12 protein-coding genes are annotated in these 12,940 nt (G+C 38.4%); 8 read left to right on the forward strand and 4 right to left on the reverse strand.

What is annotated here, in order from left to right; genetic code table 11:
* Nucleotides 1–217: 217 nt before the first annotated feature.
* On the reverse strand, nucleotides 218–772 hold the full coding sequence (locus QNI22_RS19625; RefSeq protein WP_314513271.1) for a YcxB family protein: 555 nt from the start codon (nucleotides 770–772) through the stop codon (nucleotides 218–220).
* A gap of 445 nt (nucleotides 773–1,217) precedes the next feature.
* Here QNI22_RS19625 and QNI22_RS19630 point away from each other — a divergent pair, with 445 nt between their 5' ends.
* Entirely contained in the window at nucleotides 1,218–1,427 is a 210-nt protein-coding gene (locus QNI22_RS19630) for a hypothetical protein (protein WP_313991640.1), read from the forward strand.
* Nucleotides 1,428–1,486: 59 nt separating this feature from the next.
* On the opposite strand, the gene nadC is transcribed toward QNI22_RS19630, so the two are convergent.
* Nucleotides 1,487–2,356: a carboxylating nicotinate-nucleotide diphosphorylase gene (gene nadC / locus QNI22_RS19635; protein WP_314513273.1), complete on the reverse strand. Its 870-nt coding sequence runs from the start codon at nucleotides 2,354–2,356 to the stop codon at nucleotides 1,487–1,489.
* Nucleotides 2,357–2,626: 270 nt separating this feature from the next.
* Between nadC and QNI22_RS19640 the strand changes: the two genes are divergently transcribed.
* Nucleotides 2,627–3,568, forward strand: coding sequence for a ribose-phosphate pyrophosphokinase (locus QNI22_RS19640; protein WP_313980901.1), 942 nt, complete (start codon nucleotides 2,627–2,629; stop codon nucleotides 3,566–3,568).
* Between the two features lie 37 nt (nucleotides 3,569–3,605).
* Nucleotides 3,606–4,172 (forward strand): 50S ribosomal protein L25/general stress protein Ctc, encoded by a 567-nt coding sequence (locus QNI22_RS19645; RefSeq protein WP_314513277.1) that lies wholly within the window; start codon nucleotides 3,606–3,608, stop codon nucleotides 4,170–4,172.
* Between the two features lie 82 nt (nucleotides 4,173–4,254).
* On the opposite strand, the gene QNI22_RS19650 is transcribed toward QNI22_RS19645, so the two are convergent.
* On the reverse strand, nucleotides 4,255–5,298 hold the full coding sequence (locus QNI22_RS19650; RefSeq protein ID WP_314513279.1) for an aminopeptidase: 1,044 nt from the start codon (nucleotides 5,296–5,298) through the stop codon (nucleotides 4,255–4,257).
* Between the two features lie 334 nt (nucleotides 5,299–5,632).
* Here QNI22_RS19650 and recA point away from each other — a divergent pair, with 334 nt between their 5' ends.
* Entirely contained in the window at nucleotides 5,633–6,724 is a 1,092-nt protein-coding gene (recA, locus tag QNI22_RS19655) for a recombinase RecA (protein WP_314513281.1), read from the forward strand.
* 53 nt (nucleotides 6,725–6,777) lie between these two features.
* On the opposite strand, the gene ltaE is transcribed toward recA, so the two are convergent.
* Nucleotides 6,778–7,806, reverse strand: a complete 1,029-nt coding sequence (gene ltaE / locus QNI22_RS19660; RefSeq protein ID WP_314513283.1) for a low-specificity L-threonine aldolase — start codon at nucleotides 7,804–7,806, stop codon at nucleotides 6,778–6,780.
* A 115-nt stretch (nucleotides 7,807–7,921) separates the two neighbouring features.
* Here ltaE and pheT point away from each other — a divergent pair, with 115 nt between their 5' ends.
* The 4 genes from pheT to rny all read left to right on the forward strand — a co-directional run bounded on the left by pheT (nucleotide 7,922) and on the right by rny (nucleotide 12,800).
* Nucleotides 7,922–10,345 carry a phenylalanine--tRNA ligase subunit beta gene (pheT, locus tag QNI22_RS19665; protein ID WP_314513285.1) on the forward strand — a complete coding sequence of 808 codons (2,424 nt, stop codon included), beginning with the start codon at nucleotides 7,922–7,924 and terminating at the stop codon, nucleotides 10,343–10,345.
* Nucleotides 10,346–10,440: 95 nt separating this feature from the next.
* A complete protein-coding gene (locus tag QNI22_RS19670) occupies nucleotides 10,441–10,773 on the forward strand; it encodes a hypothetical protein (protein ID WP_313980844.1) in 333 nt (110 codons plus the stop codon).
* Nucleotides 10,774–10,779: 6 nt separating this feature from the next.
* The gene (locus QNI22_RS19675) at nucleotides 10,780–11,067 is read left to right on the forward strand and encodes a cell division protein ZapA (protein WP_313980841.1); all 288 of its coding nucleotides are present in this window, start codon (nucleotides 10,780–10,782) and stop codon (nucleotides 11,065–11,067) included.
* Nucleotides 11,068–11,201: 134 nt separating this feature from the next.
* Nucleotides 11,202–12,800, forward strand: a complete 1,599-nt coding sequence (gene rny, locus QNI22_RS19680) for a ribonuclease Y (protein ID WP_314513288.1) — start codon at nucleotides 11,202–11,204, stop codon at nucleotides 12,798–12,800.
* Nucleotides 12,801–12,940 lie beyond the last annotated feature (140 nt).

Consider the following 12,940-nt stretch of genomic DNA (forward strand, 5'->3'; position numbering starts at 1 on the left):
TAAGTAAGAATTAAAATGAAGAATAAGATAACCAGATGTTTTGTGAATGAGTCTATAGTAAGCGGAGAGCGCTTATACAAAGCTCAGACAGTGGCGCAAATGTACAAAGCAAATTAACTTTTAATGCCTTTAAACCAGATTTTATAAAAGGTTAACCGAAAAAAGTTTCCCAAAAACAAAGCCCCGCAACAGATCTGGTATTGCGGGGCTTTGTTTATTATTTGATCAGATTTTTTTGTCGGAGTATTCGTTCAAAAAATTTAAGATCGTTGTCGGAGTTAAAAATGTTGAAAGGAAGGTGGATAAATTGTCCACGGGATAATACCAGTGTATAGGCATCTTTCTCTTTATACACATCTTTTACCATATCCCAGCCAATCTGCATTCCTTCTTTGGCATTAATCATCGCATTGATCTGCTTGGTATTGATGTCATAAGAGAATTTATCAAACATCACTTTGTATTGCTCAAGCTGAGAGATACCAGTAAACTGAATGGCCCAGAACAAAACATAACCCAATGCTACCAGAAAAGCAATAAGATAGATCCACCAGTTGGTATATACTTTTGTTATATTCAGAATAATGTTTAAAACAATAATTCCAACAGGCACAAATACCCAGTACCACTGAGTTTTAAGCAGATGTGTCATTCCAAGGCGTACATATACTTTTTTATCCATCTGATACTTTTTCGTCTTTGCGCCAGGTACAGGTACCGCCTGCTGTTGCATCATTGGATTACGGAAAAACTGATTTGGATTGCGTGCCATATATTGTGAAAATTAATAAATATGCAATATAGTGTATTTTTTAATTGGTTGATTACTAGATGTGTATATGGTGGTTTTGCTGTTTTGCCTAAAATTGTATAATGAAAAGAATGATAAAAAAATGTATACTTTTTATGTCTTCACTATGAAATAGTATGAGTTTAAAATAGTTTATACACTTTTCCCCAATCAGGGATACAAAGGTAGATAAGTAATTATAGAAATGAAACCGTTAATAGAGAAGAATTTTAAATATTTTTTTGTTATTTAACTCATTGATTTACAGGTGTTTATTAGATTAGTAGGATGTGAGGTTACAGGAAAAACAGTAGAATAAGGAAACCTTCTAAAAGTAATGTCGTAGAATATAATATACTGATAGTCAAATGCTTGCAATCAGCTATTTTATATTGTTTAATTTTTAGACTACAAAACCTTGCAACTCATGAAAAAGAATTGGATTTTAGCCGTAATTATTGCTGTAGGTGTAACTTTTAGTGGATTTGCCCAAACCACACCTTCTCAAACTACGCCTTCTCAAACAACTCCTTCCGGAAATAAAAAAGATAAAAAGATGGAGAAAAAAGAGAGACGAGATAGCACTAACACACGTAAAGCCCCTGTTCAAAAAACAGATACAACTGGACGTAAGTAAAAGACTAATTACATATAGAATATATATCTGGAGCCGATGCATTGCATCGGCTTTTTATTTTAGAACGCCTTTAGACTAATATCCAGACTTTTAACAGAGTGTGTCAGCGCACCTACAGAGATATAATCTACTCCACTTTCTGCTACAGCCCCTATTGTTTCTTCTGTAATACCACCAGATGCTTCTGTTGGAAAGCGACCATTAATTAATGCAATGGCTTCTCGCATACGATCTGGAGGCATGTTGTCCAACATGATCCGGGTTATATTACCAATTTGTAATACTTCTTCTACTTCTTTCAGATTACGGGTCTCAACAACGATATTTAAGTTTTTGTCTTTCTCCTTCAAATACTGATGAGTGGCCTGAATAGCCTGAGTTACTCCTCCCGCATAATCGATATGGTTATCTTTTAAAATAATCATATCAAATAGGCCGAACCTGTGGTTTAAGCCACCTCCAATAGCTACAGCCCATTTTTCCATAAGTCGGAAGTTAGGAGTTGTTTTTCGGGTATCCAGGAGTTTGGCTTTGGTATGTGAAATCAGTTGCACTAATTGATGTGTATAGGTCGCAATACCACTCATACGTTGCATACAGTTTAATACCAGTCTCTCTGCTTGCAGAATGGATTGGGCTTTACCTGTAACTGTAAGGCCTATATCCCCATATTTTACCATAGACCCATCTTCAATCAGAGTTGTTACCTGTAGTGCAGGATCAACCGCATGAAAGATATATGACGCCAGTTCCATTCCTGCCATCATGCCAGTATCTTTAATGATAAGCCTAGCCTGACGCTGGGCAGTTGCTGGAACAGCTGCTAATGTAGAGTGATCTCCATCTCCGATATCTTCGTGAAGAGCAGTCTGAATGAATGTATCAATAGATCGAGTATTGAGATAGGTAGGACGAAAGTTTAGAGCCATAGATAAATACTGGTTGTTGCATCTGTCCAGAGCAGGAGAGGCGCATTTTTTAGGAATGGTCTGAATGATGCCGAAAACTACATTTTTCAGCGGATAAAATGTAGTTACAGTCTACCATATTTCTATTGTGGTCAAAAATACTGCCTTTTAGGAAGAAAACGTGATAGCTTGTATGAAATTTTAAGCATTTCATTTGTTTACTTGTAACGAAACCTATAATTTTGCCCCCTCAATTTTCAAAGCTTCTGCTACCTACGCCTTCCTTTTATTATGGCATCGTCTTATTCAGTCAAGTTATTTTCGGGTACCGCTTCGCGATATCTGGCAGAGAAGATTGCGTATTATTACGGGAAGCCTTTGGGAACCGTTACTTTACAGCAATTCAGCGATGGCGAAATGTCGCCTTATTTCGAAGAGTCAGTAAGAGGATGTGATGTGTTTCTGATTCAGTCAACATTTCCACCTGCAGACAATCTGATGGAGTTACTTCTGATGATTGACGCAGCTAAACGCGCTTCAGCAAAATATGTAACAGTAGTAGTTCCTTATTTTGGTTATGCTCGTCAGGATAGAAAAGATAAACCTAGAGTGGCCATTGCTGCCAAGTTGGTCGCAAATCTTTTGTCTGCTGCTGGAGCAAGCCGTCTTATGGCATGTGATCTTCATGCGGGTCAGATTCAGGGATTCTTTGATTTTCCTGTAGACCATCTGGATGGATCAGCTGTTTTTGTTCCCTATTTCAGAAGTTTGAAACTTGATAACCTAATCATTGCTTCACCAGATGTTGGGGGGGTAAGCCGGGCAAGAGCGTTCGCCAAGTATTTTGGTGCTGATATTGTGGTTTGTGATAAGCATCGTAAACGTGCCAATGAGATTGCTTCGATGCAGGTTATTGGTGACGTAGAAGGTGCCAATGTTGTTTTGATTGATGATCTGGTAGATACGGCAGGTACTATCACCAAAGCAGCCAAGATCATCATGGAAAAAGGTGCAAAGTCGGTGCGTGCTATTACCACACACCCTATTTTGTCTGGAAGCGCCTATGAAACGATCAATAATTCTGTACTGGAAGAATTGGTAGTAACAGATACTATTCCACTGAAGCAGGAATCTCCAAAGATCAAAGTCCTTACTGTAGCTGAGCTTTTCGCGAAAGCTATTCGTAACGTACATGATCATGAGTCAATTAGTACTTTATTTTTACAAGTATAGTTTATATTTTATTTATTTCACTTAATCTATTTATTTTATGAAGACAATCGAGATTATAGGGTATAACAGAGCAAATCTCGGAAAGAAAACAGCGAAAGAGCTGCGTACATTGAGCCAGGTACCTTGTGTACTATATGGTGGAAAGCAGCAAGTTCACTTTTCCGTTCCAATGATTCTTTTCCGTGACCTGTTGTATACACCAGAAGTTCATCAGGTAGATCTGAACATCGAAGGAACACATTACAAAGCGATTGTACAGGATGCGCAGTTTCACCCGGTAAATGAAATGATTCTGCACGTTGATTTTCTGGAACTGGATGAAAATAAACCTGTAAAAATGAACATTCCGGTTCGTTTACAAGGAACAGCCGTAGGTGTGACTAAAGGGGGGAAATTGATTTCAAAACTGCGCAAGCTTACTGTTAGTGCATTACCTAAAGATATGCCTGACTATGTAACTGTAGATGTATCAGGACTGGATCTAGGTAAGTCTATCAAAGTTGGCGAAGTAAACGCTGAAAACTTTGTTATTCTGAATTCTCCTTCTAACCCAGTTGCTTCTATTGAGATCCCAAGAGGTCTTCGTGGAAAAAGCGCTGAATAAGAACATATATTCGCTCAAACAAAAAAGCTTTCTCTTACAGGAAGCTTTTTTGTTTTATAGAGCAGGTCTCATTAAAATTACACTATAGCATACTCTCTTTAGGATATTTCTTCTTCAGATATGCAAAATATCTCTTAAAGTCAGAGTTGAATTTTGTACGAAATTCTTCTTCAAATTGATTCTGTTTTGCCCGATACCTGATGTATTCCATAAAGAAAGTATTATTAGGCAGAGGTCCCTCCCACCCTAATGGATTGGGTTTCCCATTCACTGTTATTGTATCTTCCGACTGAATAATCTGACGAATAAGTCTGAATTTTAATGTATCCTTTTGCTGAGTTGTTAGTTTATTGGTAAAAGTCTTATAAAGGCTATCCAGTTGCTGAGATCCCCGCAGAATATGGGAATAGTGCTTTTCACGATATATTTTTCTGGATGTGTATTTGGTATACTCAGGAGATTCTTTTCCATATTTATGAATTAGAAAAAGCTTGGCTCCCTCGTCTCCTACAAAGTCAGCAAGGTTTTCATTATATTCTATGTTATCTTTAATAAAGAGAGTACCATGCGTTAGTTCATGAATAATCAGATTGGATAGGCTACCTGGCTGACGATAAAGCATGCTACTCAGAATAGGATCCTTGAACCATCCCAATGTGCTCCAGCCTGCTGCTGTGCCAATGTCTGTGTCCAGACCTTTTCCTTTCCAGATCTTTTCCTCTTTTACTGCCTTCAATGAGTCAAAGAACCCTTTGTAAGGCATACTTCCCAGAAACGAGTACTCCCATTGGTGAGGCTTTAATTCATATGGATCGCATGCCGTTACAACCCACATCAGCGTCTTACCTTTCTGATCAAATAAGGTAGTATAGTTATCGGACTCATTAATACCCAATGAATCTATAGCAAAGCTTCGTATCTCCTGTATAAGTGCTAGTTTTGTTTTTAATGAATCCGGAAAACTCTTATCCTGCATTACCTCAGTTATGGGGCGTGCATTCCAAACAATAGTTAATTGTCCTTTAAGTTGTCCTAGTCCGTAAATGATTAATTGTAGATTCCATACAATCATGATTAAAAGTATACCTACTAAAATAAGACCTGCTCTTTTTAATTTTCGTTTCACAGTTGTTAAAATTTATATAAACTCAGAAGCCTTTAGTCTAAAAAGATGTTATTTTTGAGTTAAAGATAAAAGATACTTTTGAATGCCTGAATGATAAAGTCGTTCTTATTTGAGAGACAGAAAAATATAGTCACCAACTGAACGTTTTTATAGATAGAACACCTTCTTTTTTTATTTGTGACAATTGTCTGATTATCAAAAATGTATATTTTATGTCAAATTTTAATAACCATTTATAATTAAAAAATTATTTTACTCGATATTGGTATTATTAAAAATAATACATACCTTGCATTCGCAATAAGAAACTTTCACGATTAAAAGACCTATACAAATGGCAGAAAAAGATAAGTCAGCAGATGACAAACTAGCAAAACTTAAAGCTCTGCAAACCACCATTGAGAAGTTGGACAAGGCATATGGCAAGGGTACGGTGATGAAGTTGAGTGAGAATAAAATTATGGATATTGCTACAATTTCTACAGGCTCTATCGGTTTGGATATTGCTTTGGGAATTAGTGGCGTACCTCGCGGACGTATTGTTGAGATTTTTGGACCGGAATCTTCAGGGAAAACAACTTTGACGATGCATTGTATTGCAGAGGCACAGAAAGCTGGCGGACTTGCTGCATTCATCGATGCAGAGCATGCTTTTGATCGTGTGTATGCTGAGAAACTAGGTATTGATGTTAGTAACCTATATATAGCTCAGCCAGATAATGGTGAGCAAGCCTTAGAAATTGCAGAGAACCTGATTAGCTCAGGAGCCATAGATATCATCGTGATTGACTCTGTTGCTGCATTGGTGCCCAGAGGTGAACTGGAAGGTGAAATGGGAGATAGCAAAATGGGCTTACAAGCACGTTTGATGTCTCAGGCATTGAGAAAACTGACTGGTACAATTAATAAAACAAATTGTTGTTGCATCTTTATTAACCAGTTGCGTGATAAGATTGGGGTTATGTTTGGTAGTCCGGAAACAACTACTGGTGGTAACGCATTGAAATTCTACGCCTCAGTTCGTATGGATATCCGTAGAATTGGGCAGATCAAAGAAGGTGCTGACAATGTGATTGGTAACCGTACCAAAGTGAAGGTTGTGAAGAATAAACTGGCACCTCCTTTCAAAGTGGTAGAGTTTGATATTATGTATGGTGAGGGTATCTCAAAAATTGGTGAAATTATAGATTTAGGTGTAGAGCTTAGCATCATCAATAAATCTGGTTCTTGGTTCTCTTATGAAGGAAGCAAGATCGGACAAGGCCGTGATGCTGTGAAAAAGATGTTGGAAGACAATCCTGAACTAGCAGTTGAGATTGAAGGTAAAATTCGGAAGAAATTCAAAGAAGGCGCTGATGTGGCTGAGGAACCTTTGACTCCGGAAGAGGCTAAAGAAGCGAAAGAGATTGTAGAAGACGAAGCATAATTATAAAAAGAAGCCTCATTCTTCAATGAGGCTTCTTTTTTATGTGTGAAATCTTAAACAGTAGCTTTATGCAATACTTCAGAAACTTTTGTGAGCATTTCGTCATCAAAATCAAGATGTGTTACAAAACGTATTTGTTCCTTTCCAAATGCTGAAGCCAGAATTTCATTGGCTTTCATATAATGAAGTAACTTTTGGGTGATTTCTGACGAAGGCAATGTGAAGATAACAATGTTAGTCTGAACAGGTAGTATGGACGTAACATAAGGTAAATCATTTAGGGTTCTTTCAAGATCCCTTGCTCTTTGATGATCTTCTTTCAGACGTGTTACATGATTATCTAAAGCATAAATACCAGCAGCTGCCAGATAACCAGCTTGTCTCCATGCTCCTCCAAATACCTTACGGATACGTCTGGCTTTTGCTATATGTGCTTTTGTTCCTACTAATACAGATCCGACAGGTGTACCCAAACCTTTAGAAAGGCAAATGGAAATTGTATCAAAATAGCTTCCAATTTCTTTAGTTGTCTGATTGGTTTCAACCAGGGCATTAAACAGCCTTGCTCCATCCATATGAAGTGGAAGATTGTACTGCTTACAAACCTTATTTATCTCTGCTATTTGGTCTGTTGTATAATAACACCCTCCTCCTTTGTTTACTGTATTTTCTATTTCTACCAATGCTGTCTGGGGGAAATGAATATCATCTCCGTTAATATTAGCTATTACCTGCTCTGCTGTAAATATTCCTCTCTGACCATCGAGCAAACGGATAGAAGCTCCAGAGTTAAAGGCGATACCTCCTCCTTCATAATTGTAAATATGCGAAAGTTTATCACAGATTACTTCATCTCCAGGCTGTGTATGTACCTTGATGGCAATTTGATTAGTCATTGTTCCGGAAGGGCAGAATAAACCAGCTTCCATACCAAACAATTGTGCCGCCTTTTCCTCCAAGGCATTTACAGTTGGATCTTCACCATACACATCATCGCCAACGATGGCTGAAAACATAACCTCACGCATTTCTTTTGTTGGGCGTGTTACCGTATCACTTCGGAGGTCAATAAATTTTGTCATAGTTTGCTATGGTTTTAGTTTTGCAGATGTATATATTTCAGCTATTTTAATTTCCATCGGAACTGCATAATAATTTTTTTACTTTTGCTGCTTCAATTTTAGTAAAAAATCGTATATGAAAATTTCCCTTAACTGGCTTAAGCAATACATTGACCTTCCTGAGTCTCCTGAAGAAATTGAAAAGCTCCTGACTCGGTCAGGATTGGAGGTGGAGCATATTGATGAGATACAGCCTATTCCAGGTGGATTACGTGGATTTGTTGTAGGAGAAGTACTAACCTGTGAGCGATTTGAAGTAAAGGACAAAAAACTTAGTCTGACAACAGTAGATATTGGTACAGACACTCCTTCAACTATTGTTTGTGGTGCTGCTAATGTGGATGCAGGACAAAAGGTGATAGTCGCAACCATTGGTACTACCTTATATGACAAAGAAGGTAAACCTCTTTTTACCATCGACAAGAGAAAGGTATATGGACAACCTTCTGAGGGGATGATCTGTGCAGAAGATGAAATAGGCATAGGAACATCACATGATGGGATACTGGTGTTACAGACCGATTTGCCTAATGGTACACCTGCTGCAAAGTATTTCAATATTGAACCGGATTATGTATTTGAGATTGGGCTAACACCTAATCGGGCCGATGCAGCTTCGCATATAGGAGTAGCTCGTGATTTGAAAGCATTACTGGATAGAGATATGACTCTACCAGAAGTATCTGGATTTGCAGCTATAAAGGATACTACATTAGTTGAGATACTAGTAGAGAATAAGGAGGCTTGTCCTCGTTTTTGTGGAGTTTCTATTGAAGGAGTTAAGATAGGTCCATCACCAGACTGGCTACGCAAGCGACTGGAGGCGATAGGATTGAACCCGATCAATAATGTGGTTGATGTAACTAACTTTATTTGTCATGAGTTAGGACAACCCATGCATGCCTATGATGCAAATGCATTAGCAGGGAATAAGATTATTGTAAAAACATTGCCAGAAGGAACTCCTTTCACAACATTGGATAAGGTAGAACGTAAGTTATCCGCAACAGATCTGATGATTTGTGATGCAGAAAAGCCTGTTGGCATTGCTGGAATAATGGGAGGGTTGGATTCTGGAATCAAAGATACAACTACTAACGTTTTTCTGGAAGTTGCGTATTTTTCTGCTGATTGGATTCGGAAGACCGGGCAACGCCATGGTTTAAAAACGGATGCCTCATTCCGCTTTGAACGTGGTACAGACCCTAATCTGAAGCTATATACATTACAACGTGCAGCTTTGCTGATTCTGGAAGTAGCTGGAGGCAAAATTGCGTCTTCCGTTACAGATTTTTACCCTGAACCGATTGGTAACTTTGAGTTTGCTGTTACTTACAAAAACATCAATCGGTTGATTGGTAAAGAACTTGGAAATGCCTACATCCGGAAGACACTTGAATCTCTGGATATTCAGATTCTGGATAAAACCGAGGAAGGTTTCCGTGTGTCTGTGCCTCCTTATCGTGTAGATGTACAACGGGAAGCAGATATAGTAGAGGAGATCCTGCGGATTTATGGTATTGACAATATTGAACTGTCAGACAATCTGAATACAGACTTCCTGGCACAGTTTCCGGAACCAGATCCAAATACCTTACAAGCAAAGATTACTTCTCTGTTGGCATCCAAAGGGTTTCATGAGATTCTAACCAATTCACTAACCAAGCCATTCTATGTACAGCAGTTTCCTGCTATAGCCAATGGGGAGAATGTAGAGATTCTGAATTATCTGAGTGAAGATTTGATGGTGATGCGTCAATCGTTGTTATTCTCAGGGCTGGAAGTGCTGGCTTATAATATTAACCGTCGTCAGAAGGATTTGAAAACCTTCGAGTTTGGTAAAATCTACTATAAGAAAGACGATAAGTATATAGAGAAGAAAAGGCTTTCAATATTTATAACAGGTGATCAGCATACGGAGAGTTGGATTAGCAAAAGTCAGCCTGTAGCATTTCATGATCTGGCAGCTGTAGTACTACAACTGCTACACCGGATGCAGGTAAAGAATATTGATAGTGTAGAAACAGAGAATTCTATCTATTCCTATGGATTGAGTTATCAGGTCAATAAACGGGAGATCGTATCATTAGGCTTATTGAAGCCGGGTGTCACAAAAGCAGCGGATATTAAAGTCCCTGTCTTTTATGCTGATATTGATTGGGAGTATTTACTGAAGCAATACAATCCAAAAGTAGTATTCGCTGAGATTCCGAAGTTTCCAGAGGTGCGTCGTGACTTGTCATTGGTAATTGATAAATCACTCTCATTTAAAGAAATTAAGGCGTTGGCTGAGCGTACAGAGAAGAAACTTCTTAAAGCAGTAAATGTTTTTGACATATACGAAGGTCAAAACCTGGGAGAAGGTAAAAAATCCTATTCTGTGAGCTTTACACTTCAGGATGAGAGCCAGACATTGACAGATACAGTAATTGAAAAGACTATGCAGAAGTTGATTCAATTGTATGAAAAAGAACTGGGAGCCGAAATCAGAGGTAAATAGTTACCAAAATTCCGGGAGAAGTCAATTTTAGAAAGATTCTCCCGGAAAATTTTATTATATTACTAAAACAACACTCTTTCCACTGTAAGTAACCTATGGAACTCAAAGACCTGATTGCACAGTTTGATCTTTTGGAAAAACGGTTGCAGGAGGTACTGGCAGAAAAGAATGATCTGCGTCGTCAGTTAGAACGTGCAGACGAGGAGCGTGAACAACTGCGAGGACACGTACGTCAGCAAGCAGATCTAATAAAAAAATTACAAAAAAAGCAAGAAACCCTACAAAACAATTTTCAAAAACAATTTAATATTACTAAAATTGTAAATTCAATAGGTGCAGATGTTAAAGATACTGCAGAGTTGAAGGGAAAAATAGAAGCTTATATACAAGATATTGATAAATGTATTGCGTACCTGAGTCAATCGTAACGCAGCATGGATGAGGTTATTTCGATTAAGATAAAGATTTTAGATAAAGAATATCCACTGCGGATTCCTGCTGCTGAAGAAGAATTATATCGTGCAGTAGGGAAAGAGCTAAATGAACGTTGCCGCGAGTTTCGGGAAAACTATGGGGCACGGGCTGACAAGCAAGACATCCTGTCTATGGTAAGTTTTGTGGCCATGTTGGAAAAATTTAAACTCGAAGCCGAGAAAGACACATTACAGAATACAGTTACTCAAAAGATTGTATCATTACAAAATTTACTCCATCCATCTTAACAGATAGAGTTCTTCTATTATATCTCTCCTGCCTGTTTGTCTGCATTTGCATTTAAAGACAGCATAAGGGTACATAGAGTGTACCTGTCTGTGCTTTACATGTGGTCTACGTTTCACTTAAAGACAAAAGGAAAATGTCTAATACAAATTTTTTGATTCTCTCATTGGTAGTTGAGGTAGTCATCGGTGTAATAGTTTGGTTAGTCCTGTTTCGGATCTTTGCTAAGAAATCTCTGAAAAGACGTGAAGAAGAGATTGACGAAAAAGCACGCCTGATCATAAAGGAGGCGGAAATCCATGCAGAGACTATCAAGAAGGATAAGATACTGGAAGCAAAAGAAAACTTTTTGAAGCTCAGAACGGAGTTTGAAGAGGAATCAAATAAGAAAAAGCAAATTATTATTACGAACGAAGGTAAGCTAAAACAGCGAGAGCAAAATCTGGTGCAAAAGGAACAAGCTGTTTCTAAAGCACTGGAGCAGACTAAACGCAAGGAAGACGAACTGGATAAGCTAAAAACAGATTTAGTCGAACAGCTTGAAGTTGCCACAAAAAAGCGTGATGAGGCTGAAAAAATGCGTTCATCACAAATTGAGCAATTGGAGAAAATCGCCAATCTGAAAGCGGAAGATGCCAGAAATCAGTTGATTGAAACACTGAAAAGTGAAGCTGAGTCAAAAGCATCAACTTATGTTAAAAATATTGTAGAAGAAGCTAAGCTAACTGCTACAAAAGAAGCCAAGAAGATAGTTATAGAAACTATTCAACGTACTGCTGCTGAACAAGCTATAGAGAATGCCGTATCTATATTCAACATTGAGTCGGATGATGTAAAAGGAAAGATTATTGGTCGGGAAGGTCGCAATATCCGGGCATTGGAAGCTGCTACCGGAGTAGAGATTATTGTAGACGATACACCTGAAGCAATCATTATATCTGGTTTTGATCCGGTGCGTCGTGAAATTGCCCGTTTGTCATTGCACCGTTTGGTGCAGGATGGTCGTATTCACCCTGCCCGCATTGAGGAAATTGTAACAAAGACAACCAAGAGTATTGAAGAAGAGATTGTTGAAATCGGAGAGCGTACTGTAATAGATTTAGGTATTCATGGTATACACCCTGAATTGATTAAACTGATTGGCCGGATGCGTTTCCGTTCTTCTTATGGACAGAATCTGCTTCAGCACTCACGTGAGGTTGCTAAGCTGTGTGCCACAATGGCTGCTGAACTGGGATTAAATGCGAAGATGGCTAAACGTGCCGGACTCCTACATGATATTGGAAAAGTATGGCCGGAAGAACCTGAGTTGCCACACGCTATCTTAGGTATGGAACTGGCTCAGAAATATAAGGAACATCCGGATGTATGTAATGCTATCGGCGCTCACCACGATGAAATTGAGATGACTGCAATGATATCGCCGGTTATCCAAGCATGTGATGCTATTTCCGGTTCTCGTCCCGGGGCTCGTCGTGAAGTGATGGAATCGTATATCAAACGTCTGAAAGAACTGGAAGAGTTGGCTGTGAGTTTTGATGGCGTTCAAAAATGTTTTGCGATTCAGGCAGGACGTGAATTACGTGTTATGGTAGATGCTGAAAATGTAACAGATGATAAGGCGAATAACCTCTCTTTTGAGATAGCCCAGAAGATTGAAAAGGATATGCAATATCCGGGTCAGATTAAAGTTACGGTGATTCGGGAGATGCGTTCTGTAAATTACGCGAAGTAATTATCTGAAAAGAATACAAAAACAATCCCTTATTAGATAGTCTCTAATGAGGGATTTTGTTTTATAGTTATGGGTTCGTATATATTTCGTTTAAGTACAAAGATTGTCTAATGCTATAGCTATTATTTTTCGATTCATTT

Source organism: Xanthocytophaga agilis (assembly GCF_030068605.1).
Classification (GTDB): Bacteria; Bacteroidota; Bacteroidia; order Cytophagales; family 172606-1; genus Xanthocytophaga; species Xanthocytophaga agilis.

Excerpts from the sequence above, each read along its gene's own strand:
- QNI22_RS19625 (WP_314513271.1), bottom strand. The coding sequence starts at position 772 with ATGGCACGCAATCCAAATCAGTTTTTCCGTAATCCAATGATGCAACAG.
- QNI22_RS19630 (WP_313991640.1), top strand. The coding sequence starts at position 1,218 with ATGAAAAAGAATTGGATTTTAGCCGTAATTATTGCTGTAGGTGTAACT.
- nadC (WP_314513273.1), bottom strand. The coding sequence starts at position 2,356 with ATGGCTCTAAACTTTCGTCCTACCTATCTCAATACTCGATCTATTGAT.
- QNI22_RS19640 (WP_313980901.1), top strand. The coding sequence starts at position 2,627 with ATGGCATCGTCTTATTCAGTCAAGTTATTTTCGGGTACCGCTTCGCGA.
- QNI22_RS19645 (WP_314513277.1), top strand. The coding sequence starts at position 3,606 with ATGAAGACAATCGAGATTATAGGGTATAACAGAGCAAATCTCGGAAAG.
- recA (WP_314513281.1), top strand. The coding sequence starts at position 5,633 with ATGGCAGAAAAAGATAAGTCAGCAGATGACAAACTAGCAAAACTTAAA.
- ltaE (WP_314513283.1), bottom strand. The coding sequence starts at position 7,806 with ATGACAAAATTTATTGACCTCCGAAGTGATACGGTAACACGCCCAACA.
- pheT (WP_314513285.1), top strand. The coding sequence starts at position 7,922 with ATGAAAATTTCCCTTAACTGGCTTAAGCAATACATTGACCTTCCTGAG.
- QNI22_RS19670 (WP_313980844.1), top strand. The coding sequence starts at position 10,441 with ATGGAACTCAAAGACCTGATTGCACAGTTTGATCTTTTGGAAAAACGG.
- QNI22_RS19675 (WP_313980841.1), top strand. The coding sequence starts at position 10,780 with ATGGATGAGGTTATTTCGATTAAGATAAAGATTTTAGATAAAGAATAT.
- rny (WP_314513288.1), top strand. The coding sequence starts at position 11,202 with ATGTCTAATACAAATTTTTTGATTCTCTCATTGGTAGTTGAGGTAGTC.